Below are 23,214 nucleotides of genomic sequence, written 5' to 3'. Positions count from 1 at the left end.
TTGCTCGACAATCCAAAGACAATTGAGAGGCTAGGACTTTTGTCCCAGCCTCAGTTTCTGTTCATAAAGTTTATCCGACTGATCCTTCCATCTCGTAGCTAATCAAGCGGTTGAGCTCAACTGCGTATTCCATTGGAAGTTCTTTTGTGAAGGGCTCTACAAATCCCATAACGATCATCTCAGTTGCCTCAGATTCTGACAAACCACGGCTCATGAGGTAATAGAGTTGTTCTTCTGAAATCTTAGAAACCTTAGCTTCGTGCTCCAAAGCAACTTGCGAGTTGTGAATTTCATTAAACGGAATGGTATCTGATGCTGACAAGTCATCCATGATAATGGTATCACACTCGATGTGAGAAACAGATTTCTTAGAGTTCTTGTTAAAGGTTACTTGTCCACGGTAGTCAACCTTTCCTCCACCTTTAGCGATGGATTTAGAAACGATAGACGAGCTTGTATGTGGAGCGTTGTGGATCATCTTAGCACCCGTGTCTTGGTGTTGCCCAGCATTAGCAAAGGCGATAGAGAGCATGGTACCACGCGCTCCTTCTCCATCTAGATAAACAGATGGGTATTTCATGGTTGTTTTAGCACCCAAGTTACCATCAATCCACTCAACAGTCGCATCTTTCAAAGCCTTGGCACGTTTTGTTACCAAGTTATAAACGTTGTCAGACCAGTTTTGAATAGTAGTATAACGCATATAAGCTCCGTCCAAGGCAAAGATTTCTACGATGGCAGCGTGCAAGCTATTGCTTGAATAAGTTGGTGCTGTACATCCTTCTACGTAGTGGACGCTTGCTCCTTCATCAACGATAATCAAGGTACGTTCGAACTGACCTGTATTTTCGTTGTTGATACGGAAGTAGGTTTGAAGTGGAATATCTACCTTGACACCTTTTGGCACGTAGATAAAGGTTCCACCCGACCATACCGCTGAGTTGAGGGCAGCCAACTTGTTATCTGTCGGCGGTACCAACTTAGCAAAGTATTGTTTAAACAAGTCTGGGTATTCCTTGAGGGCAGAATCCGTATCTGTAAAGATAATACCCAATTTCTGGAACTCTTCCTTCATGTTGTGGTAAACCACTTCTGACTCGTACTGGGCAGAGGCTCCTGCTAGATAAGCACGCTCAGCTTCTGGAATCCCGATACGTTCAAAGGTTTCTTTAATCTTTTCAGGAACGTCATCCCAAGAACGAGCTGGTTTATCAGATGGTTTTTGGTAGTAAATCAAGTCATCAAAATCAATCTCTGACAAGTCTGCTCCCCAAGTTTGCATGGGCATTTTTTTGAAGGTTTCATAAGACTTCAAACGGAACTCTAACATCCACTCAGGCTCTCCCTTTGCAGCTGATAGCTCACGAATGACATCTTCATTCAATCCTTTTCCTGTCGATAGGACAGGCTCTACATCATCATGGAAACCAAATTTATATTCACCAAGATCAATTGGTTTTGGTTCTACTCTTTCTTCAGCCATAATATCCTTTCTTTCATTCTTCATTTCTACTGATTCATAAGACAAAAGAAACTTGTCTTACTAATTTTCTTGATTTTCAATTGTTTTCTTTAGGGCGTTCCAAGCTAGGGTTGCACACTTAATTCGTTGAGGGAATTTGGCAACACCTGACAAGAAAGCAGCATCACCAAGACTATCTTGTCTGTCATCTTTTTGCCCTTGAACCATTTCAGAAAAAATAGTTGCAAGTTCTAAAATTTCTTGTTTGGTTTTTCCTAAAACTGCATCTGTCATCATGCTAGCAGAGGCAGTTGAGATAGTACAACCTGAGTTTAGAAAAGCGATATCCTCCAAGCGGTCATCTGCATCAAACTTGACGGAGAGATTGATCACATCCCCACAGGTTGGATTGTTGAGACTGATTTGTTCAGCGTCTTCTAACTTCCCTTGGTGATGTGGATTTTTCGAATGGTCCGCTACCACTGCCATATAAAGGCTATCTAGTTTAGAAAGTGCCATTGAAAAACTCCTTTGTCTTTTGTAAGGCATCTACTAGCTTATCGCAATCTGCCTTGGTATTGTAGATATAAAAACTTGCACGAGCTGTTGCTGGAACTTCCAAATACTGGAGCAAAGGTTGAGCGCAATGGTGTCCGGCCCGAACTGCTACTCCTTCATAATCCAGAGCAGTAGCGAGATCGTGAGGGTGAAGATCACCTAGGTTAAAGGCAATAACACCTGAACGTTGAGCCAAATCTTGCGAACCGTATATGGTCAATTCCTCAATTGCCTGCAATTTTGGATAGACGTATGCGATCAATTCTTGTTCATGGGCTTCAATGGCATCCATACCGATGTTTTCTAGATAATCCACTGCTGCTGCCAGTCCGATAGCACCTGCCATATTAGGAGTTCCAGCCTCAAATTTCCAAGGCAATTCCTTCCAACTAGCAGTTTGCTCATAGACGAAATCAATCATCTCACCGCCAAATTCTACTGGTGACATTTGTTCCAGATACTTTTCTTTCCCATAAAGGACACCGATACCAGTCGGACCAGCCATCTTGTGACCTGAAAAGGCAAAGAAGTCCACATCCAAGTCCTGGACATCAATATTCATATGGGGTGTAGACTGAGCACCATCCACCACCATGATGGCTCCAACTTCATGAGCCATTTGCGTGATTTCTTTGATAGGATTTACTACTCCAAGAACATTGGAAGCATGAGCTAGCGAGACAAACTTAACTTTATCTGTTAATTTAGCTCGCAAGTCATCCATATCCAAGGCACCGTCCTTGAGATAAACATAAACAAGCTCAGCCCCAGCCTTACGGCAAGCTTCCTGCCAAGGAATGATGTTGGAATGGTGTTCCATGACTGAAATCAAGACCTGGTCTCCCTCAGTCAAGATTTCCTCAGCGAAGCGTGCCACCCAGTTGAGACTAGTTGTGGTACCTCTGGTAAAGAGAATTTCCTTTGTCGACCCCGCGTTGATGAACTTACGAACAGTTTCACGAGCAGCTTCGTAGGATGCTGTCGCACGTTCAGCTAAAGTATGAACCCCACGGTGAACATTGGCATTATCCTGCTTATAGTAGCGATTAATGGCTTCCAGAACTGCTAATGGTTTTTGTGTCGTCGCAGCATTATCCAAATAAACCAGAGGTTCGTCATTGACAATCTGGTCTAAAATCGGAAAATCCTTGCGAATCGCTTCTACATCTAACATAGGCTTCCCCTTAGCGTTTTGACAATTTTTCTTCGATGGTTGCAATCATTTCATCGCGAACTTCCTTAACTGGAATCTCAACAATAACAGATCCAAGGAAACTACGAACAACCAAACGTTCTGCAGTTGCCTTGTCCAAGCCACGGCTCATGAGGTAGTACATGTCTTCTGGATCTACTTGTCCGATAGAAGCCGCGTGACCTGCAGTAACGTCATTTTCATCAATCAAAAGAATCGGGTTGGCATCTGAACGCGCTTGGTCTGAAAGCATGAGAACACGACTCTCTTGTTGCGCATCTGCTCCCTTGGCACCCTTGATAATGTGGCCGATACCGTTGAAAGTTAAAGTTGCTTTTTCAAGAATAACCCCATGTTGGAGGATATTTCCGATTGAGTTGCAACCATAGTTAGTCACTCGTGTATCAATCCCTTGTACCTGACGACCACTTGATAGGGCAACGACCTTAAGATCTGCATGGCTACCATTACCAATCAAGTCACTATCAAAGTCTGCAACGACGTTTCCTTCGTTCATGACACCGATAGCCCAGTCAATATTTGCATCGTTGCCCAATTTACCACGGCGGCTAATGTAGGCAGTGACGTTCTCACCTAGTCGGTCAATCGCTGCAAACTTCACTTGCGCGCCTGAACGAGCAATCACTTCTACTGTGATGTTAGCAGTTGCTTTAGCACTACCTTGGCCACGTGACTCTAAACGTTCAAGGTAACTAATCTTACTGTTTTTACCAGCGATGATTAGAATATGCTTGTTAAATGGTACATCACTGTCGCTGTCTTGGTAGAAAATACCTTCAATTGGTTCTGTGATTTCCACGTTATCAGGGATATAGAGAACCGCACCACTGTTAAAGTAGGCTGTATGGTAGGCTGCTAATTTATCATCATCGTATTTAACAGATGACATGAAGAATTCCTCAATAAGCTCTGGAATTTCTTCTAAAGCTGAGTGGAAGTCTGTAAAGACCACTCCTTGTTCAGCCAACTCAACTGGTGTTTGTTCAAAAACAGTTTGGGTTCCTACTTGCACCAACTTCAAGTGATTATCTAGAGCTGTGAAGTCAGGAACATTTGCTGATGGCTCACTTTCTGTAATCGTTCCATCACCCAGATTCCAACGGTGAAATTTGACACGCTCAATGACTGGCAATTCCAAACTTTCAATCTTGTCAAAAGCTTTTTGACGGAGGTCAGCCAACCAGCTTGGTTCAGCGTGCATTTCTGAAAAAAGTTTAATAGTTTCTTTAGTCATTTACTTCTCCTAAAAGATACGAGGGAATTACAATTCTTCCTTGTAGTCATAGCCAAGTTCTTCAGCTAGTTTCGCGTATCCTTCACGTTCCAAGCGTGCAGCCAATTCTGGACCACCAGAAAGAACAACACGACCTTCCATCATGACGTGTACCACATCAGGTGTGATGTAGTTCAAAAGACGTTGGTAGTGAGTGATAATCATAGCACCAAAACCTTCACCACGCATAGCATTAACACCTTTAGAAACAACTTTAAGAGCGTCAATATCAAGACCAGAGTCAATCTCATCCAAAAGGGCAAAAGTTGGTTCCAACATCAAAAGCTGAAGAATTTCATTACGTTTTTTCTCACCACCAGAGAAACCTTCGTTGAGGTAACGCTCTGCCATTTCTTCTTTCATGTTAAGCAATTCCATTTTTTCGTCTAGCTTAGTGATAAACTCACGAACTGAAATTTTCTCATCATCTTCTTTACCAGCATTCATGGCTGCACGAAGAAACTCAGCATTGGTAATCCCAGGAATTTCAGATGGGTATTGCATAGCAAGGAAAAGTCCCATACGCGCACGCTCATCCACTTCCAACTCAAGGATATTTACACCGTCAAACAAGACTTCACCTTTGGTTACTTCATAGTTTGGGTTTCCCATGATAGCGGCAGAAAGAGTTGATTTACCAGTACCATTCGGTCCCATAATAGCGGCAATTTCTCCTGTTTTCAGGGTCAGATTAACCCCTTTTAAAATTTCTTTTCCTTCAATCTCAACGTGAAGATCTTTGATCTCTAATACTGACATGATAGTTCCTTTCTTTTCAATCCGTTTTACCATTTTCGCTAGAAAATTGTCCTTAGTTTTCTAGTAAAAAACGATAAAATATCAATAAATATACTTTAATAGTATAACAAAAAAAAGCCTAAAAGGCTTTAATTTTGTCTAGAAGCTGAGGGTTACTTCTTTCCACGAAAATGATCATCTATAGCGTTGACAATTTTACCTATAATATAGCTGACTCTAAAATTTCTTAGGATTAAAATAGCCCAAAGCAAGGCCACGATATACCGTTGCTCCATGATGGATTCATTAAAAAAATAAGTCTCGGCAGCAGTAAACAAGCCCATAATTATAAATTGTTGTCTGTTCATCGTATTATGTTACAAAATCCTTTTAATCTTCTGCTATGGTCACTTTATCCGCTAGAAATTCAAATCCTTGAGGAAGGACAGATTCTTCAACTTCTTCCTTAATCGGTTGACCTTGAGACGATTTAGCCTTCGCTGAGAAATCAGCTCTGACTTCTTTCCACTCTTCCATGGAAATAGCAAGAATCTCTGGTGAAAATCCCGCTGCTTGACTGAGTATATTGCCAAACATGGTGTTGAGATTATCACGTTTCATGGTCTGACCAGCATTGAAGTTAGACTCAAATGCAAGAATCGCATGGTGCTCATTAGCCGCAACAGGTTGAGAACCAACTAAAAGTGCCTTATCAGGACCTGACAAGCTTTCAATAACTTCACCCCAAGCATTTTGAAGACGAATTAGATTGTGACGGGCTAAATCAGGATTTTCAACAGCTTCTTGAAGAATAGACTGAACCTTATTACGATCTACACGATAAATTGACTTGCTGTTAACTGGACGACTCGGTGTTGGTGTAGTCTGCTTAGGACTCGTATTAACATTTGCCAGAGCCTGTTTCAATCGCGCAACTTCTTCTCTAAGTGAGGCTAATTCTCCACTTGTATCATCTGATAATGTTGGTTTTGAATCTATCTCTGCCAAACGAATGGTCATCATTTCAGCATAAATCTTAGGCTGTAAGCTAGCCTTGATATCAGCTAAACTACTTGTCGCAATTCCAATCATTTCAAACAAAACAGCCTGTGAAAGACCTAGGTTATCCTTAAAGAGATCACTATGGTGAGTATTCTCCCCACCAGTTTGGACAATCAAAATATCCCGAAGATACTGCAACAAATCCGTTACAAATCGTGTCATGCTTTTTCCGTTATCAAAAATCAAATTAAGATTTTCCAAAGCACGAATCACATCTTTTTGTGCCAAGGCAGCCACATAATTATCCAAAGCACTTAGACTAATAGTCCCCGTAATTTCCTCAGAAACAGCTGTTGTTAATCTAGCATCTTGAGTCAAGCTCAATGCTTGGTCTAAAATGGACAAAGCATCCCGCATACCACCTTCGGCCCTACGAGCGATAATCTCAACAGCTTCAATTTCATAAGCAATCCCTTCCTTCTCTAAAATATGGAAGATATGATCTCGAATATCCTGAGTTCTAATAGATTTGAACTCGAAGCGTTGAACACGAGACAAAATGGTTGCAGGAATCTTATGTAGCTCTGTCGTTGCTAAGATAAAAACAACATTAGGAGTTGGTTCTTCAAGAGTTTTCAAAAGGGCATTGAAGGCTCCAGTTGAAAGCATATGAACCTCATCAATGATATAGACCTTATACTGAGCTATACTTGGAGCATAGGTTGATTTATCACGGATATCACGAATTTCATCCACCCCATTGTTAGAGGCCGCGTCCATTTCAATAACGTCTTCCAAGCTACCGTCTGTCACCGCCTGACAGATATAACAGTTATTACAAGGTTCTCCTCCCTCTTGATTAGGGCAGTTCATAGCCTTGGCAAAAATTTTGGCTACGCTAGTTTTTCCAGTTCCACGAGGCCCTGAAAAAAGATAAGCATGGCTGATCTTTTCCTGCTCTACAGCTTGTTTCAGAGTTTTTGCAACAATTTCTTGGCCTACTAACTGTGAAAATGTTTGACTTCTATATTTTCGATAAAGGGCCTGATACATTACGCTTTCTCCTCAAACATTGAAAAATTCCATTCGGTTTTCTCTAACAAAATAGCAACAAACTCTTCTAGATATTTCTGATCCAACTCATCATAATCATCAACAAGAGATGAATCTAAATCTAGAACTCCCAAAAGACGTCCCTCTTTAACCATCGGCACAACAATTTCACTCCGAGCACTACTATCGCAAGAAATATAGTTTGGATAGGTTTTTACATCACCAACAATAACTGTTTGACGGCTACCTGCCGATTCGCCACAAACACCTTTTCCAAGAGCGATTCGTACACATGAAACTCCACCTTGAAAGGGTCCCAAGATCAGTTCATTCCCATCAAATAGATAGAAACCTGCAAAAACAGTATTGGGAAAGCTTGTTTTTAGCAAAGCACTAGCATTAGAAAGATTAGCCAACACATTGGGCTCTCCTTCTAAAAGATAAGAGAGCTGTTCATTTATTATTTGATAAAGTGATTCTTTTTCTGAATATAACATAAAACCATTATATCAAAAAATGCTAGTAGAAAAAAGAAAAATCCCTTGTTTTAAAAACAAAGGATTTTATTCAAATTCGAATGGATTAAAGTTCGATGTCCCCGAACAAGTCAGCCATTGAGAATCCTGTTTGAGTTTCAGGAAGTTCAAAATCACGTTTTTCTTGACGTCTTGGACGACGTGGACGTGGAGCGCGTTTTTCTTCTTTTTGTCCTTCTTCTTGAGCTGGACGTTCTTCAAGAGCTTTGATAGAAAGAGATACACGTTCTGCATCAGCGTTAACTTCAAGAACTTTAACAGTAACTTCTTGACCAACTTTAAGAGCTTCTTTTGGATTTTCAATACGTTTGTGTGAAATTTGTGATACGTGAACAAGTCCATCAATACCTGGCAATACTTCAACAAATGCACCGAAGTCAGTCAAACGTTTAACTGTACCTTCTACAACATCACCTTTAGCCAATTTTTGCTCAACGCCATCCCATGGTCCAGGTGTTGTAGCTTTAAGTGAAAGTGATACACGTCCTTCTTCTTCGTTAAGATCAAGGATTTTCACTTCAACTTCTTCACCAACAGTTACAACTGATTTTGGTGAAACGTTACGTTCGTGTGACAATTCAGTCAAGTGAACCAAACCGTCAACACCACCAAGGTCGATGAAAGCACCGAAGCTTGTGATACGTGCAACTTTACCAGTTACAACATCACCAACAGCCAATTTACCAAATACTTCAGCACGAGCTGCTGCAGTTGCTGCTTCTACAACTTCACGACGTGAAAGGATGAAGCGGTTTTCTTTAGGATCAACTTCTTTGATTTTAGCATCAAACTCTTGACCTACAAAACGCTCAGTGTTACGTACAAAACGAGTATCCAACATTGAAGCTGGGATAAATCCACGTACACCTTCAAATTCTACTGAAAGTCCACCCTTAACAGCGCGAGTTCCTTTAACTGTAACAACTTCTTCTTCGCGTCCTACAAGTTTGTCCCATGCTTTGCGAGCTTCAAGGCGTTTTTTAGATACAAGGTATGTTACTGTATCAGTATCTTTACCAACTACTTGACGAAGTACAAGAACATCCAATACTTCACCTACTTTTACAAAGTCATTGATATCTGCATCGCGATCGTTTGTCAATTCGCGAAGAGTCAAGACACCTTCAACACCAGTTCCAGAGATTGCAACGTTAGCTTGAGTAGCATCAACTGTCAATACTTCAGCACTAACAACATCACCTGGCTCAACTTGGCTAACGCTATTTAGCAAATCTTCAAATTCGTTCATCTAAAAAATCCTCCAACAATCAAGTTTTTCTTAAACTTGACATACTTATAATTTTTTCCTAAGCACCCGCAAAGACATGTTATATCGTTCACGTCCTTCAATTATAAAAATAAAATACCCTAAGATATTTTTCTTTTTATCCTTGAATTTATTACCTAAGAACTGGGGTAGCTGGATTCGAACCAACGCATGAGGGAGTCAAAGTCCCTTGCCTTACCGCTTGGCTATACCCCAAAAGTGAAATGGAGAGAGAGGGATTCGAACCCCCGAACCCGAAGGAGCGGATTTACAGTCCGCCGCGTTTAGCCTCTTCGCTATCTCTCCAATGTTCAACAAAAACTATTATATCATGAAAATTTACAAAAAACAAGCTTTATTTTGCTAAATTATAGTTTTCAATCAAAATTTCCACAGCTTTTTCAAGTTTTTTATAAAAACTATCGACATTTCCATTCTTTATGATCGCAAATTGATTATCTAGTTCAGCAATTTCACCAATAACCTTTTTACCAATCGTTAAAGTATACCCTTCATACTTTTCTTTACCAACTAAAACAGTTGCGTCTGTTAATTGAATTTCAATTTTTTTATCTTTTTTACTCATACGATACCTCTTTTCACTCTTCCTATTGTACAAGAAATTTAAAAAACTGGCAAGAAAAAACTCTTTATCAAGACAACCTTGATAAAGAGTTTTTGTGACAAAATCTAATTTTTTAATCTAGTGAAGACTCATCGTTAGTGGGTTGTACCACCCACTAATTTTATGTCCTTATCTTTATAATCTACGATAGCACCAATCGCAGCTTCGATACCTCTGACGATATCAGTTAAATTCATAGATGCTGTATTAGGTTTATTGATCACCTGTTCTGTCATATAAGGAATATGCATAAAACCTGCTCTCATATCGGAAAATTTCTTATCCGCTAAATAGAGAGCCTGGTACATCAGATGATTACAAACAAAGGTTCCCGCTGTATTGGAAACTGTAGCTGGTAGCCCTTCCTCTTTTATGGCTTGTACCATTGCTTTGATAGGGAGTGTGCTAAAATAGGCAGCTTCTCCATCTAGTCGAATAGGTGTATCTATCGGCTGATTTCCTTGGTTATCAGGAATTCTAGCATCATCTTGGTTGATGGCAACACGCTCAGGAGTTAGACTAGCTCTTCCTCCTGCTTGTCCGATGCAAAGCACCGCATCTGGCTGAAAGCGGACGATTGCTGTTTCTAATACCTCTGCTGCTTTATAAAAGACTGTTGGGATTTCTACCCAATGAATTTCAGCTCCATGAATCTCTTTCGGTAATAATTTAACAGCTTCCAGAGCTGGATTGAGCTTTTCACCACCAAAAGGATCAAAACCTGTTACTAATATTTTCATTTTATTTCCTTTGCTAAAACGCCAAAAAGTACATCAAAAATACGTGGATGATAATCATGATAATAGCTACTCCTACTTGCGCTTTGATGACCCCATTTGGATCTTTCATATCCAGAAGAGCTGCCGGTAAAGCATTGAAGTTAGCTGCCATAGGAGTCAATAAGGTTCCACAGCACCCTGCCGTCATTGCTAGAGCAGCGGCTACAATTGGATCAGCTCCTAAGGCAAATACAAAGGGAACTCCAATTCCAGCAGTAATAACAGTAAAGGCAGCAAAGGCGTTACCCATTATCATGGAGAATAAAACCATCCCAAGGACATAAGCCACTACACCCAAAAAACGACTGCCCGATGGAACTAAACCACTTATCAAGTGAGAAATCAGGTCTCCAACTCCTGCTACGGTAAATATTGCCCCTAAAGCACCCAAAAGTTGAGGCACAATCCCACTAGTTGAGACTTGTTGCACCATGCGATTGTTTTCTGCTAACAAACTTCTAGGAGAACTCTTGGTAATCAATAAAAGAGAGATGGTTGCGAAAAATGCAGCAAGACTGATAGCAATCTTACTAAACTCAGGGATCATTTTTGCTAATACCAAAGCAATCAAAGCCATTAACATGACTGGAATAAAAATTTTATTCTTTAGTCGTTTAGCTTCAATGTTTGCCTTGACTTCATCCAGAGACGGTAAGGTTCCGATACGAACCTGTTTAAAGAGAGTTAGCAGGGCCAATAGCACTACAATAACTCCAATACAGACAGAAGGTAGATAGGAACCACCAATAAAACTGATGCCCAATAAAGCCCAAAACCCAGCCGTTCCAAAGCGAACTGGGTTTGTTTTATCTTTATAGCTACAATAAGCCGTATGAAGGAATTGACAACCAATCACAATATAGGTCAACTCTAATAACTGTCTTGCTAGATTGGTCATTCATCTTTTCCTTTACTAACCTTATTTGCTAGCAGTTTTCTATCAAACAGGTAATTGTAAATCCCAACTATAAATAGGGCAATTCCTGCAACTATAAGCGAAGCTGAAGCAATTCCTGCATAATTACTTTCGTAACCTAATTGGTCCAGTGTGCCCCCTATCAAGAGGACACCGCCTGCACCAACGAAAGTGTTTTGAGCAAAGAAATTTGCAAAATTATCATTTGCTGCTGCACGCGCTTTTAGCGCTTCGCTCTCCTGCTCCGTTAATTTTCTACCTAATTGTAACTCTGCTGCTGCTTGTCCCATGGGTTGAACCAAAGGCCTTACAAACTGCGGATGTCCTCCAAGACGAATGGCAAAGAAGCTATCGAGTTCCCGAAAAAAGAAATACACTGTATAAAAACTTCCTACGGTCAGACCTTTAATCTTTTGAATCAAGTCAATCGAACGTTGCTTGAGGCCAAAAGTTTCAGATAAACCTACCAGTGGCAAGGTTACCATAAAAATCGTAAGAACTCGTTGATTACTAAATTCTTTTCCCAAAATTTCCAAGAATTCAACAAGAGAAACTCCAGAAACTAGAGCTGTAACTAAACTAGCTAAGACTACCGTTGCGATTGTATCTAACTTATAGATAAAACCAACCACAATGATAAGTATCCCTATTAGTTTAATCCATTCCATATAGGCCCCTTTATTCCAAAAATACTAGTCTGTTTTATTTGACATGACTTTCTAATTCTTTTTGGTATTTATTGTTTGATTCCAATTTTTCTTTTTGCCATTTTTCAAGAGCTGCTTGATATTCTTTAGCAGATACAATCTCTTTTTGCAATTTCATTCCCTTGAAGATGTATGGATCACCCTTAATACCTACTTGTGAGTATGGTTTAGAGAATGGAACGACGTTGCTGACAACTGGTGAACCACCTGATGAAGCTGTTGGCATCAAGAGAGAACTATCAGTGAGCCAAGCTTGCGCTTTAGCATATTTTTCATATCTCTTATCTAAGTCATTTTTCTCAGAAACTGCATCATCCAAGAGTTTCTTATATTCGTCCAAACCTAGTTGAGCTACTACTTCCTTATCTTTTCCTTTAGTAATACCAAGGTGTTTCATAGCAGAACCGGTCTTAGGATCCATGATATTGAGATAACTTGCTGGGTCTTGATAGCTTGGAGCCCATCCAGTACTGTTCAAGTCATAGTCTTTTTGAGCAGGAACACGCGCTTGAGATGTAATGCTTTCTTTCTCGTTATCAGTCATCTGAAGGACATCGATCACGACATTTTCTGAACCAAGAGTTGACTCGATTGATTGTTTAAAGGAATTGCTTTGTTGAACGGCAATGGTATCTGTCTGTTCAACTGGGACATCTAAGTGAATTGGGAAGGTTACACCTTTTGCTTCCAACTCTTTCTTAGCTTTTTCAAATGAAGCTTTGGCTTTGTCAGGATTGTAGATGGTATCTTTTCCGTCAACGAGCTCAACACCTTTCCATTGGTCTCCATAGTTGACCAATTCTTTTTGAGCGATATCACCAAAGTTTTTGCCACCAGATTGTACAAAGTTATCTGGTACTAAGCTGTTACGAATAATCTTGTCCGCACCATCTTCACCATTGAGCTGGGCAGCATAAGAATGACGGTTGAAGGCAAAGTTGATGGCTTGACGGAAGTCCTTGTTCAACATTGCTTCTTTTGTAGAAGTTTTCTGTTCTTCACTTGTTTTCGCTGTCTTATTGAAAGATTGACGGTTTACGTTAAAGGTAAAGTAGTAACTAGTTGAATCCTGTGGACTATATGTAATTTTATCCCCGTATTGTTCCAAAGTAGAAGCAAAGTTTGAGCTACTTGGGAAGAGACGAGCTGTTGTGTAAACACCCGAAGAGAAGCTACGGATCAAGGATTCTTGGTCTGATCCATCATAGTAAGTTAATTTAACTTTCTCGATTTTAACCTTCTCTTTATCCCAATAATTTGGGTTCTTTTCATATTCGATTAAAGATTTTGAAGTCAATGTCTTCAAAATATATGGACCGTTATAAAGAATACCAGCTGGACTGACCGTTCCATAATTTTTACCAGAAGCTTTGAGGAATTCTTCATTTACTGGCAACATAGTTGCTGAAGTTACTTTTGAATTCCAGAAAGTTTCAGGTGCGTTTAGAGTGTACTCAACAGTATAATCATCCACTGCCTTAACTCCAACTGTTGAGAAGTCGTTCGTCTCACCAGTCATATATTCATTCAAGCCCTTAATTGAGTTTTGAATAAGAGTGACACCGTCTGATTTGCCATCAGCTACGTGTTTCAACCCTGTAACAAAATCATGCGCAGTTACTTCAGCGTATTCTTCACCTTCTGACGTGTACCATTTAACCCCTTTACGAAGTTTATAAGTATAAGTCAAACCGTCTTGTGAGACACTCCAATCCTCAGCGAGGGAAGGAATCAAATTCCCATATTCATCGTTTTCCAACAAACCGTCAACGACATTACCGATGATATCAGTTGTTGAAGTACGAGTTGCGATACTGTAGTCCAAAGATGATGGGTCTACTCCATAGACATAAGAGAAAGTTGTAGGCGCATCTGCTTCCTTGTCAGCTTTCCCACAAGCTACAAGAAGAACTGCTGTACTCAGGACCACTCCTGCTGTTAACATCCACTTTTTCGTTTTCATAAAGAACTCCTTTAATATTTTTTAATCTACTTTTACAATCCAACCTTCTGGTGCTTCAATATCACCAAATTGGATACCTGTCAATTCATCGTATAGTTTACGAGTCACTGGACCAACCTCTGTCTCACTGTAGAAAACGTGGAAGTCATCACCGTGTTGGATTCCCCCAATAGGTGAGATAACTGCCGCAGTACCGCAGGCACCTGCTTCTACAAATCGATCAAGACTATCAATTGGTACATCCCCCTCAACAGGTTTCAAGCCCAAACGATGCTCTGCCAAGTAAAGCAATGAGTACTTGGTAATGGATGGCAAGATTGATGGACTCAATGGGGTTACAAACTCATTATCAGCTGTAATTCCAAAGAAGTTTGCTGAACCGACTTCTTCAATCTTTGTATGAGTTGAAGGGTCTAGATAAATAACATCTGAGAAATGACGGGATTTAGCCAATTTCCCTGGCAAGAGACTGGCTGCATAGTTACCACCGACCTTGGCAGCCCCTGTTCCATTTGGTGCAGCACGGTCATACTCATCTTGAATCAAGAAGTTTGTTGGAACCAATCCACCCTTAAAGTAATTTCCAACTGGCATAGCAAAGATGGTAAAAGTATACTCCTCAGCTGGTTTTACCCCAATGATATCTCCAACACCAATCAAGAGTGGACGAAGGTAAAGGGTTCCACCAGTTCCATAAGGTGGTACATATTCCTCATTAGCACGAACAACGGCTTTACAAGCCTCTACAAACATTTCTGTTGGAACTTGTGGCATCAAGAGACGATCACAGGTACGTTGCAGACGTTTAGCATTTTCATCTGGACGGAAGAGTTGAATACTGCCATCCTTTGTACGATAGGCTTTCAATCCTTCAAATGCTTGTTGTCCATAGTGAAGGCTTGGAGATGATTCTGAGATATGCAAGGTTGCATCTTCTGTTAATTCTCCTTGAGTCCATTGTCCATCTTTAAAATAAGCGATATAACGATAAGGTAGTTTCATATAGGAAAAACCGAGATTTTCCCAATCAATCGTAACTGTCATGACAATCTCCTTTATTCTAATCAGGCTTTGTGTTCTATTCTACACTATTCTCCTAAAAATTCAAGTATTATTTGTAATTTTCTGAAAATTTTACTTATAAAAAATCAGTCACTAGGACCGATTTTTAATTTTCTTTGATTTCTTTAAAGATTTCTTTGAGATAAGCATCAAAAACTTCTTCATCAGAAATGCTATCTGAGATAAAGCTTCCATTGCTTGTACGTTCTGATAGATTCAAATCTTGTAGGATTGATTCGTAAATCGTTCCATTATTTGATTGAATCACAAGCGTTTGTTCTCCATCTTCTACTTCTGTACTAAAGAGATCTCCAACAAATCCTTGTTCTGAGACCGCTCCAGCCAAGAATACGCGATGGGGTTTACTCTTTAATTCTCTCAAGACTTGAAGACCACGATTGGCACGACTGGTTGCTGGAATTTCCTCTATTGAAACACGTTTCAAGCTTCCACGTTGCGTTAAAAGATAGAAAGAAGATGTATTGCAGATAAAGGCTGCTTGTATCACATCATCTGCTTTGAGATTCATGGCTTTGACCCCTGCAGCTTTGGCACCGATAACTGGCACTTCTTCGATGTTAAAGCGGAGGGCATAACCGTTTCGACTGATCAACAGAACATCATCCAATTTAATCGGAGCTACTGCTACAATCTGGTCAGTATCGTCTTTCAACTTAGCGTACTTGACAGATTTAGAACGATAGGTTCTCCATGGAGAGAATTCTTTGCGTTCTACCCGTTTGATTTGTCCAAGGCGAGTCGCTGCAAAGTAGGTCGTCGCATCGTCAAACTGATCCACCACTTCGACGTAAAGTACTTCTTCAGTGGTTTCAAAGTTTGTAATAGACTGGCTCAGATGCTCCCCGATATCCTTCCAACGAATGTCTGCCAATTCATGGATAGGACGGTAGATGACATTTCCAAGAGTCGTGAACATCAAGAGATGCTGGGTTGTCTTGGCAGATTGAACAAAGATCAAACGATCATCATCACGCTTGCCAATTTCTTCCAGCGTTGAAGCTGCAAAGGAACGAGGGCTAGTACGCTTGATATAACCTGCCCTAGTCACGCTGACATAAGTATCTTCTTCAGCGATAAGACTTGCTGTATCAATCTCAATGACTTTTGCTGTATTTTCTAAAGTACTCAATCGAGGTGTCGCAAATTTCTTCTTAACCTCACGAAGCTCTTTTTTCATGAGATTGTACATTGTTCGTTCGTCACCAATGATAGCTGCAAGCATAGCAATCTTTTCACGAAGTTCTGCTTCTTCTTCCTGCAAGACAACCACGTCTGTATTGGTCAAGCGGTAAAGTTGCAAGGTTACAATAGCCTCAGCCTGCTCTTCTGTAAAATCATAGCTGACCTTAAGGTTTTCCTTTGCATCAGCCTTATTCTCAGAAGCACGGATAAGAGCAATGACTTCGTCCAAAATCGAAATAACACGAATCAAACCTTCCACAATATGGAGACGTTTTTCAGCCTTTTCCTTATCAAAGCGAGAACGCGCCAAGATCACTTCACGACGGTGGGCAATATAGCTAGACAAAATTGGCACAATTCCAACCTGACGAGGTGTGAAATTGTCAATCGCCACCATGTTGAAGTTGTAATTGATTTGCAAGTCAGTATACTTGAAAAGGTAGTTGAGAACGAGCTCAGTGTTTGCATCTTTCTTTAGCTCGATAGCGATACGAAGACCATCACGGTCAGACTCGTCACGAACCTCAGCAATGCCTGCCACCTTGTTATTGACACGAACTTCATCAATTTTCTTGACCAAGTTAGCCTTATTAATTTCATAAGGAATCTCAGTGACAACGATTTGCTCCTTACCACCTTTAAGCTTCTCAATTTCTGTCTTAGAACGAACAACCACGCGCCCTTTACCAGTTTCATAGGCCTTTTTGATCTCGTCACGACCTTGGATAATCGCTCCTGTAGGAAAGTCTGGTCCAGGCAAGAATTCCATCAACTTATCAACCTTGGCAGTTGGGTGATCAATCATGTAGACTGTCGCATCAATAACTTCAGCCAAATTATGTGGTGGAATATCTGTGGCATAACCAGCTGAAATACCTGTAGAACCATTGACCAAAAGATTCGGAAAAGCTGCTGGCAAGACAGTTGGCTCTTTCTCCGTATCGTCAAAGTTCCAAGCAAAGGGAACTGTCTTTTTCTCGATATCCTGAAGGAGATAGCCTGCAATCTCAGACAAACGAGCCTCTGTATAACGCATAGCCGCAGGTGGATCTCCGTCCATAGAACCGTTGTTACCATGCATTTCAACTAGAATCTCACGGTTCTTCCAGTCCTGAGACATACGAACCATAGCATCATAGATAGAAGAATCCCCGTGTGGGTGGAAATTACCCATGATGTTCCCGACAGACTTAGCCGATTTACGGTAGCTCTTGTCAAAGGTATTGCCATCTTTATTCATCGAATAAAGAATACGACGTTGAACCGGCTTCAAGCCATCACGAATATCTGGCAAAGCACGATCTTGAATAATGTATTTGGAGTAGCGACCAAAGCGCTCTCCCATGATGTCCTCTAAGGACATATTTTGGATATTACTCATATAGGATACAAAGCCCGTAAAATGCAAAGTGAAAATAGGAAATTCTTACAGCGAGCGATGCTCACAAGAGAATTTATCTTTTTCAAACAGCATTTAGGGCGTGTTCAACTCCTTTCAAAGAATGTAGAGTAGTTTTTATGGAAAAGTTGTTCAGTCACTATAAATAACCAAACGATCCTTTCTGTAGTTTAAAGTTTTGAATTGTGTTCTTTATTTTCTTAGTGATTTAGAAGGTTTTCCTCAGCATATCTCATCATCTTCTCAGCCACTTCCTTATCATAATCAAAGTCCATCTTTTGAGCAAGATATTGAGCTTCTTGATGGAAAAGTTGCATCGTAGCAAACAATGACTGAGTAAGTTTCTCTACACTTGAGAAATCAAGAAGAGCAGAGAATTCCTTCTCCTTCTCAATTGGCAAGTAGTTGAAGAGATACTTGTAATTTTTACCAATGTCGACAGCACCTCCATCACTTGCTACCTGCCAAGCTAAGATTTTCAAGAGTTCTTGCTGACAAATACCGTAGAGATGGTCCGTTGCATAAATGACTTGCTTACGACAAATTCCTTTGACAACGTAGGCTGACACCCACCAAAATTCATTGCAGACTTTTTCAAACTCTATCGCACTAGCTGGATGTATCCAGAAACGCTCTGGACTTGTAGTATAGGACTCAAACAAGCCCTTCTCGTCTACTAAAACTGTATAACCAGCTTCGCTATCTACCCATTCTTGGATGTGGTCTTTTGGGCAAAGGGTTAGATCAATCCTATTGCCATCTTCAAAAAGCATCAGATAAAGTCGACGGTTGCCTAGGACATTATGTTGCTCAATGATAGGTTTGCCAAAGGAGTCCAGCCAAGATAAATCTGTAATCAGCTCTTCCAAATTCTCTACAACATAGACTACGTCATAGTCTTGAAATTCATCTTTTGAGGCTTTTGTGTCAGTCCGTGAACCAGACATGGCGACAGCGTTGACTTGGAGCACTTTTGCGGTTTGAAAAATTAAATCAAGCATTTGGGGTTCAGTTCTCATGGGGATACCTGTTTTTCATTTGATAATCCTGTATATTAGCATACTATTTCTCAAGTTAAAATAGTTAATCAATTATAAAAGATTTAGCTATCCTTCTCTCAAAGTTTTTAATTTCGACAAAATTCTAGCTTCATCCAAGCCCAGAATAACAAACAAGGATGAAGTGTAGATATTATCGTACCATTGTTCTAGTTTCTCATTAGTCATATCAAGATGATATTGTTTAGCATTGTTATGTCTTAGCCCAAAATTATTATACATTTCAAAAAGCTTTTCAAACGCAATAATCTTTTGATTATTAACCTTGAACACCTCCTTTAATTCCTCAGAATTATTCAGTTCTTTTCTTAATGGCTCAAGGTAGTTCGCTAAAGAAATAAGTATTTCTTTCTTACGCTGAACATTTCCTTTATTTGCAAAATGATTATATTCTAAAACCTTTATCGCATCTTGAATACTCGTTTCAGATACAATCTGAGAAACTTCTGAGGCATAAACATTCTTTTCAACGATGATTTGACGACCACTTCCTAAAGTAAGAAACTCATGATTCGATAATTCTAGAACTCTGTTGATATTTTCTCTAACAGCATACACATCATTCCTTAAAAAGGGATGACTCGGGTTTATAATCGACAACATATCATTTAAAAGCTCAGCAAAAATAAAAAGTTTTTCTAATTCATTATCCGCTTGAGATAAGCAAAACTTTAAGAACTCATCAAAATCTATAAAAGTTCTACGATTTTGATAATTAAGAAATTTATGATTTAGTTCCTCTAACAATCCATTCGATAACAAAATACAGAGATTATCAAATTCCGTGCTCGGGTTAAAATTCATACCATCTAAGATTTCAAAATAATTTTTTCTAACCATCAGAAAACAGTACTCTCTTCCAATGTAAACTTGACATTATCTTCAATCCACTTACGACGTGGTTCGACCTTATCACCCATTAAGACATTGACGCGACGTTCTGCGCGTGCTAAGTCTTCAATCGTGACACGAATGAGAGTTCGAGTTTCTGGATTCATAGTTGTTTCCCAGAGCTGGTCCGCATTCATTTCACCAAGCCCCTTGTAGCGTTGAAGGGTAGCTCCTTTACCGAACTGCTTACGGAGTTCCTCTAGTTCTCCGTCTGTCCAAGCATAAGCCACTTCTTCTTTCTTGCCTTTACCTTTTGACATCTTATAAAGAGGCGGAAGGGCGATATAGACATGTCCTGCCTCGACTAGTGGACGCATGTAGCGATAAAAGAAGGTTAAGAGAAGGGTTTGAATGTGGGCACCATCGGTGTCCGCATCGGTCATGATAATGATCTTGTCATAGTTAGCATCTTCAAGGGAGAAATCTGCCCCAACACCAGCACCGATGGTATAAATCATGGTGTTGATTTCTTCGTTTTTGAGGATATCTGCCATCTTGGCCTTGGCTGTATTGATGACCTTACCACGAAGAGGCAAAATAGCCTGAAACTTGCGGTCACGACCTTGTTTGGCAGAACCACCGGCAGAATCTCCCTCGACCAGGTAGAGTTCGTTCTTGGCTGGATTTTTAGACTGGGCTGGCGTTAATTTACCAGAAAGTAATCCCTTGTCTTTCTTATTCTTTTTGCCATTTCGGCTCTCGTCACGCGCTTTACGTGCTGCTTCACGGGCATCGCGAGCCTTGATAGCCTTGCGAATAAGATTTGAAGCTAATTCTCCATTTTCCATGAGGAAGAAGGTTAACTTATCAGCCACAATCCCATCTACAACGGGACGAGCTAGTGGACTTCCTAGTTTGTCCTTGGTCTGTCCTTCAAATTGCAAATGTTCTTCAGGAACCAAGATAGAAAGAACAGCTGATAAACCTTCACGGTAATCTGATCCTTCAAGGTTTTTATCTTTTTCTTTGAGAAGGCCAGTTTTTCGCGCATAGTCATTCATGACTTTGGTAATGGCAGACTTGAGTCCTGTCTCATGCGTTCCACCGTCTTTGGTACGGACGTTATTAACAAAGGACAAGATGTTATCTGAAAATCCATCATTATACTGGAGGGCTACTTCTACTTGAAAACCATTATCTTCCCCTTCAAAATATAGGACAGGCGTCAAGGTTTCCTTGTCTTCATTGAGGTAAGAAACAAAGTCTTGTACCCCATTCTCATAATGGAATTCAATTGCTTCGTCTGTTCGCTTATCCGTTAATGACAAGGTTACATTTTTCAAAAGAAAGGCTGACTCATTGAGACGCTCTGAAATGGTATGGTACTTAAAGTCTGTCGTGGAAAAGATACTAGCATCTGGCATGAAGGTAACTTTAGTACCTGTCTTAGATTTTGGTGCAGTCCCAACCTTTTTTAGAGTGGTAACTGGCTTGCCTCCATTTTCAAAACGCTGTTTATAAACTGTCCCATCACGAGTAATTTCTACCTCTAACCAACTAGAGAGGGCATTGACGACAGAAGATCCAACCCCGTGGAGACCTCCTGATGTCTTATAACCACCCTGTCCAAATTTTCCTCCGGCATGAAGGATGGTAAAGATAACCTCAACTGTTGGAATGCCCATAGCATGCATACCAGTCGGCATCCCACGTCCGTGGTCTTGAACCGTTAAACTTCCGTCTTTATTAATGGTCACATCAATGCGGTCACCAAAACCAGACAGGGCTTCATCGACCGCATTATCGACGATTTCCCAGACTAGGTGGTGGAGACCAGCACCATCGGTCGAACCGATATACATCCCTGGACGTTTTCGGACCGCATCCAACCCTTCTAGCACCTGAATGGCGTCATCATTATAATTGTTAATATTGATTTCCTTTTTTGACACAAGGAACCTCCTATTCGTTCATCTTTACTATTTTACAGGTTTTCTAGGGATTTTGCAAAATTTTTCTAATTGAGCAGGTTTGAACTCAATTGTTTATTCTTCAAAAAAAGAAACCAAGACGAGAGTCTCAGTTTTCTTTTCCTTTAACTTGACTTGTTGCAATATCTTCACCAAACCATTTTTGGCTAATTTCTTGGAATTTTCCATCTTGATACAATTCCACAAAAGCTTGATTCAAATTTGCTAACAAGGTCTTATCTGCTGGTCTTACTCCAACTGCAAAAGACTCACTCTCAAAACCAGCTGGGAAAATCTCATAGAGGTCTAAAATCCCTTCCGTTTTAAGATAATAATTAGCGTAAACACGGTCAATTAAAAGAGCATCAATCCGATCATTTTGCAGGTCAATCAAGGCTTCTGTAAAACTTTGATATTGGTTTGCCTTCTTATCTTTTACAATATTTTTTAAGAGTTCCGGTTGAGCTTCAAAATCTATATAACCAGAGGAACCTGCTTGGGCTCCCAAAATCTTATCTTTCATATCCGAAACCGACTGGATATTTTGCGATTTTTTTGAGACGAGAACCTGCTGATTCTCCATATAAGGAATGGTAAAAGCAACCTTTTCACGGCGTTCATCAGTCGCTGAATATCCATTCCAGATAGCATCAATAGTGCCGTTTTGAAGTTCTGTTTCCTTCATGTCCCAATCAATGGGTTGAAACTGTACCTTGAAACCAAGTTTCTCAGAAACAGCCTGGGCTAAATCAATGTCAAATCCAGCATATTGTCCATTCTTTTCTTCAAAGCCCATGGGAACAAAGGTATTGTCAAATCCAATGGTTATCGTGCCTTGTTTTTGGTATTTGTTCCAATTATCGACTTTGGGAACACTAGCTTTTTGTGTGCATCCTACCAGGAAAAAAGCAAGTAAGAATACCAAAACAAGTGTGATTTTCTTTCGATTCATAGATACCTCCTACTTAGGATCTACTTTGAGAATCTGGTCAGCTATATTCTCTGCAAACTGGAGATCGTGAGTCACAACAATCTGAGTCATGCCTAATTCTCGATTTTGTAGAATCAGTTTTTCAACCTCAAGACGCAACTCAGGGTCAAGGGCTGAAGTTGGTTCATCATACCCAATCACTTCAGGATCTATCATCATAGCGCGTGCTAAGGCAACCCGTTGCTTTTGACCACCAGATAAGGAATAAGGATAGGCATCTGCATGAGCTTCGAGACCCAGACGAGCTAACAAGTCGACTGCCTTCTTCTTGGCATCTGCTTCAGACATCCCCATAGTTTTGATGGGTGACAAAATCAAGTTCTCCATAACGGATAAGTGAGGAAAAAGCTGAAAATCTTGAAACACAAAACCTAATAAGTGGCGCTTTTCAAGTTCATCCAAAGGTAGGGATTCTCCATTATAAAAAATCTCTCCTGAATCAATGGTTTCTAGTCCAGCTAACATTCTAAGCAAGGTAGTCTTCCCACCACCAGAAGGTCCAACGATGGCCAAAATTTGCTTTTCAGGAATTGTTAAACTGAAATTGGATAAAATTTCTTTTTTTCCAAATTTTTTGCTGATATTTTTTAACTCTAACATGGATATTC

At 40.2% G+C, this 23,214-nt stretch carries 21 protein-coding genes and 2 tRNA genes; all 23 read right to left on the bottom strand.

The window, feature by feature from the left end:
* Positions 1-70: 70 nt before the first annotated feature.
* Positions 71-1,483, bottom strand: coding sequence for a Fe-S cluster assembly protein SufB (gene sufB, locus QM406_RS02935; protein ID WP_000797048.1), 1,413 nt, complete (start codon positions 1,481-1,483; stop codon positions 71-73).
* 60 nt (positions 1,484-1,543) lie between these two features.
* Positions 1,544-1,981, bottom strand: a complete 438-nt coding sequence (gene sufU, locus QM406_RS02930; protein ID WP_033683473.1) for a Fe-S cluster assembly sulfur transfer protein SufU — start codon at positions 1,979-1,981, stop codon at positions 1,544-1,546.
* Positions 1,968-3,194, bottom strand: a complete 1,227-nt coding sequence (locus tag QM406_RS02925) for a cysteine desulfurase (protein WP_414273370.1) — start codon at positions 3,192-3,194, stop codon at positions 1,968-1,970. The genes sufU and QM406_RS02925 overlap by 14 nt, the downstream gene beginning before the upstream one ends.
* Before the next feature lie 10 nt (positions 3,195-3,204).
* Positions 3,205-4,467, bottom strand: coding sequence for a Fe-S cluster assembly protein SufD (sufD, locus tag QM406_RS02920; RefSeq protein WP_414273369.1), 1,263 nt, complete (start codon positions 4,465-4,467; stop codon positions 3,205-3,207).
* Positions 4,468-4,494: 27 nt separating this feature from the next.
* Complete coding sequence (gene sufC, locus QM406_RS02915; RefSeq protein ID WP_000114489.1) at positions 4,495-5,265, bottom strand: Fe-S cluster assembly ATPase SufC; 771 nt, start codon at positions 5,263-5,265, stop codon at positions 4,495-4,497.
* Between the two features lie 152 nt (positions 5,266-5,417).
* Entirely contained in the window at positions 5,418-5,612 is a 195-nt protein-coding gene (locus QM406_RS02910) for a DUF3272 family protein (protein ID WP_414273368.1), read from the bottom strand.
* 22 nt (positions 5,613-5,634) lie between these two features.
* Positions 5,635-7,299 carry a DNA polymerase III subunit gamma/tau gene (gene dnaX, locus QM406_RS02905; protein ID WP_414273367.1) on the bottom strand — a complete coding sequence of 555 codons (1,665 nt, stop codon included), beginning with the start codon at positions 7,297-7,299 and terminating at the stop codon, positions 5,635-5,637.
* Positions 7,299-7,796, bottom strand: coding sequence for a GAF domain-containing protein (locus tag QM406_RS02900; protein WP_414273366.1), 498 nt, complete (start codon positions 7,794-7,796; stop codon positions 7,299-7,301). Before QM406_RS02900 ends, dnaX begins: the two co-directional genes overlap by 1 nt.
* An 85-nt stretch (positions 7,797-7,881) precedes the next feature.
* Positions 7,882-9,084, bottom strand: coding sequence for a 30S ribosomal protein S1 (gene rpsA / locus QM406_RS02895; protein ID WP_414273365.1), 1,203 nt, complete (start codon positions 9,082-9,084; stop codon positions 7,882-7,884).
* A 162-nt stretch (positions 9,085-9,246) separates the two neighbouring features.
* Positions 9,247-9,318, bottom strand: a tRNA-Gln gene (locus tag QM406_RS02890).
* A gap of 9 nt (positions 9,319-9,327) precedes the next feature.
* A tRNA-Tyr gene (locus tag QM406_RS02885) sits at positions 9,328-9,408 on the bottom strand.
* Between the two features lie 49 nt (positions 9,409-9,457).
* Complete coding sequence (locus QM406_RS02880; RefSeq protein WP_000037108.1) at positions 9,458-9,688, bottom strand: DUF2969 domain-containing protein; 231 nt, start codon at positions 9,686-9,688, stop codon at positions 9,458-9,460.
* 134 nt (positions 9,689-9,822) lie between these two features.
* Complete coding sequence (pcp, locus tag QM406_RS02875) at positions 9,823-10,467, bottom strand: pyroglutamyl-peptidase I (RefSeq protein ID WP_414273364.1); 645 nt, start codon at positions 10,465-10,467, stop codon at positions 9,823-9,825.
* Between the two features lie 13 nt (positions 10,468-10,480).
* A complete protein-coding gene (locus QM406_RS02870; protein ID WP_414273363.1) occupies positions 10,481-11,404 on the bottom strand; it encodes a DUF979 domain-containing protein in 924 nt (307 codons plus the stop codon).
* Positions 11,401-12,090 (bottom strand): DUF969 domain-containing protein, encoded by a 690-nt coding sequence (locus tag QM406_RS02865; RefSeq protein WP_414273362.1) that lies wholly within the window; start codon positions 12,088-12,090, stop codon positions 11,401-11,403. The genes QM406_RS02870 and QM406_RS02865 overlap by 4 nt, the downstream gene beginning before the upstream one ends.
* 34 nt (positions 12,091-12,124) lie before the next feature.
* Positions 12,125-14,092 (bottom strand): peptide ABC transporter substrate-binding protein, encoded by a 1,968-nt coding sequence (locus tag QM406_RS02860; RefSeq protein ID WP_414273361.1) that lies wholly within the window; start codon positions 14,090-14,092, stop codon positions 12,125-12,127.
* Positions 14,093-14,113: 21 nt separating this feature from the next.
* Positions 14,114-15,136 carry a branched-chain amino acid aminotransferase gene (locus tag QM406_RS02855; protein ID WP_414273360.1) on the bottom strand — a complete coding sequence of 341 codons (1,023 nt, stop codon included), beginning with the start codon at positions 15,134-15,136 and terminating at the stop codon, positions 14,114-14,116.
* 124 nt (positions 15,137-15,260) lie between these two features.
* Complete coding sequence (gene parC / locus QM406_RS02850) at positions 15,261-17,738, bottom strand: DNA topoisomerase IV subunit A (protein ID WP_414273359.1); 2,478 nt, start codon at positions 17,736-17,738, stop codon at positions 15,261-15,263.
* 218 nt (positions 17,739-17,956) lie between these two features.
* The gene (locus tag QM406_RS02845) at positions 17,957-18,775 is read right to left on the bottom strand and encodes an aminoglycoside 6-adenylyltransferase (protein WP_045763735.1); all 819 of its coding nucleotides are present in this window, start codon (positions 18,773-18,775) and stop codon (positions 17,957-17,959) included.
* Between the two features lie 87 nt (positions 18,776-18,862).
* The gene (locus tag QM406_RS02840) at positions 18,863-19,654 is read right to left on the bottom strand and encodes a hypothetical protein (protein WP_045763736.1); all 792 of its coding nucleotides are present in this window, start codon (positions 19,652-19,654) and stop codon (positions 18,863-18,865) included.
* Positions 19,654-21,597, bottom strand: coding sequence for a DNA topoisomerase IV subunit B (gene parE, locus QM406_RS02835; protein ID WP_414273358.1), 1,944 nt, complete (start codon positions 21,595-21,597; stop codon positions 19,654-19,656). Before parE ends, QM406_RS02840 begins: the two co-directional genes overlap by 1 nt.
* Before the next feature lie 127 nt (positions 21,598-21,724).
* Complete coding sequence (locus QM406_RS02830) at positions 21,725-22,567, bottom strand: amino acid ABC transporter substrate-binding protein (protein ID WP_414273357.1); 843 nt, start codon at positions 22,565-22,567, stop codon at positions 21,725-21,727.
* A gap of 9 nt (positions 22,568-22,576) precedes the next feature.
* A complete protein-coding gene (locus tag QM406_RS02825) occupies positions 22,577-23,206 on the bottom strand; it encodes an amino acid ABC transporter ATP-binding protein (protein WP_414273356.1) in 630 nt (209 codons plus the stop codon).
* Positions 23,207-23,214 lie beyond the last annotated feature (8 nt).

Origin of the sequence: Streptococcus infantis (assembly GCF_047465035.1) — a bacterium.
Classification (GTDB): Bacteria; Bacillota; Bacilli; order Lactobacillales; family Streptococcaceae; genus Streptococcus; species Streptococcus infantis_T.
This window is presented reverse-complemented; position numbering and strand designations above follow the sequence as displayed.

Excerpts from the sequence above, each read along its gene's own strand:
- sufB (WP_000797048.1), bottom strand. The coding sequence starts at position 1,483 with ATGGCTGAAGAAAGAGTAGAACCAAAACCAATTGATCTTGGTGAATAT.
- sufU (WP_033683473.1), bottom strand. The coding sequence starts at position 1,981 with ATGGCACTTTCTAAACTAGATAGCCTTTATATGGCAGTGGTAGCGGAC.
- QM406_RS02925 (WP_414273370.1), bottom strand. The coding sequence starts at position 3,194 with ATGTTAGATGTAGAAGCGATTCGCAAGGATTTTCCGATTTTAGACCAG.
- sufD (WP_414273369.1), bottom strand. The coding sequence starts at position 4,467 with ATGACTAAAGAAACTATTAAACTTTTTTCAGAAATGCACGCTGAACCA.
- sufC (WP_000114489.1), bottom strand. The coding sequence starts at position 5,265 with ATGTCAGTATTAGAGATCAAAGATCTTCACGTTGAGATTGAAGGAAAA.
- QM406_RS02910 (WP_414273368.1), bottom strand. The coding sequence starts at position 5,612 with ATGAACAGACAACAATTTATAATTATGGGCTTGTTTACTGCTGCCGAG.
- dnaX (WP_414273367.1), bottom strand. The coding sequence starts at position 7,299 with ATGTATCAGGCCCTTTATCGAAAATATAGAAGTCAAACATTTTCACAG.
- QM406_RS02900 (WP_414273366.1), bottom strand. The coding sequence starts at position 7,796 with ATGTTATATTCAGAAAAAGAATCACTTTATCAAATAATAAATGAACAG.
- rpsA (WP_414273365.1), bottom strand. The coding sequence starts at position 9,084 with ATGAACGAATTTGAAGATTTGCTAAATAGCGTTAGCCAAGTTGAGCCA.
- QM406_RS02880 (WP_000037108.1), bottom strand. The coding sequence starts at position 9,688 with ATGAGTAAAAAAGATAAAAAAATTGAAATTCAATTAACAGACGCAACT.
- pcp (WP_414273364.1), bottom strand. The coding sequence starts at position 10,467 with ATGAAAATATTAGTAACAGGTTTTGATCCTTTTGGTGGTGAAAAGCTC.
- QM406_RS02870 (WP_414273363.1), bottom strand. The coding sequence starts at position 11,404 with ATGACCAATCTAGCAAGACAGTTATTAGAGTTGACCTATATTGTGATT.
- QM406_RS02865 (WP_414273362.1), bottom strand. The coding sequence starts at position 12,090 with ATGGAATGGATTAAACTAATAGGGATACTTATCATTGTGGTTGGTTTT.
- QM406_RS02860 (WP_414273361.1), bottom strand. The coding sequence starts at position 14,092 with ATGAAAACGAAAAAGTGGATGTTAACAGCAGGAGTGGTCCTGAGTACA.
- QM406_RS02855 (WP_414273360.1), bottom strand. The coding sequence starts at position 15,136 with ATGACAGTTACGATTGATTGGGAAAATCTCGGTTTTTCCTATATGAAA.
- parC (WP_414273359.1), bottom strand. The coding sequence starts at position 17,738 with ATGAGTAATATCCAAAATATGTCCTTAGAGGACATCATGGGAGAGCGC.
- QM406_RS02845 (WP_045763735.1), bottom strand. The coding sequence starts at position 18,775 with ATGAGAACTGAACCCCAAATGCTTGATTTAATTTTTCAAACCGCAAAA.
- QM406_RS02840 (WP_045763736.1), bottom strand. The coding sequence starts at position 19,654 with ATGGTTAGAAAAAATTATTTTGAAATCTTAGATGGTATGAATTTTAAC.
- QM406_RS02830 (WP_414273357.1), bottom strand. The coding sequence starts at position 22,567 with ATGAATCGAAAGAAAATCACACTTGTTTTGGTATTCTTACTTGCTTTT.
- QM406_RS02825 (WP_414273356.1), bottom strand. The coding sequence starts at position 23,206 with ATGTTAGAGTTAAAAAATATCAGCAAAAAATTTGGAAAAAAAGAAATT.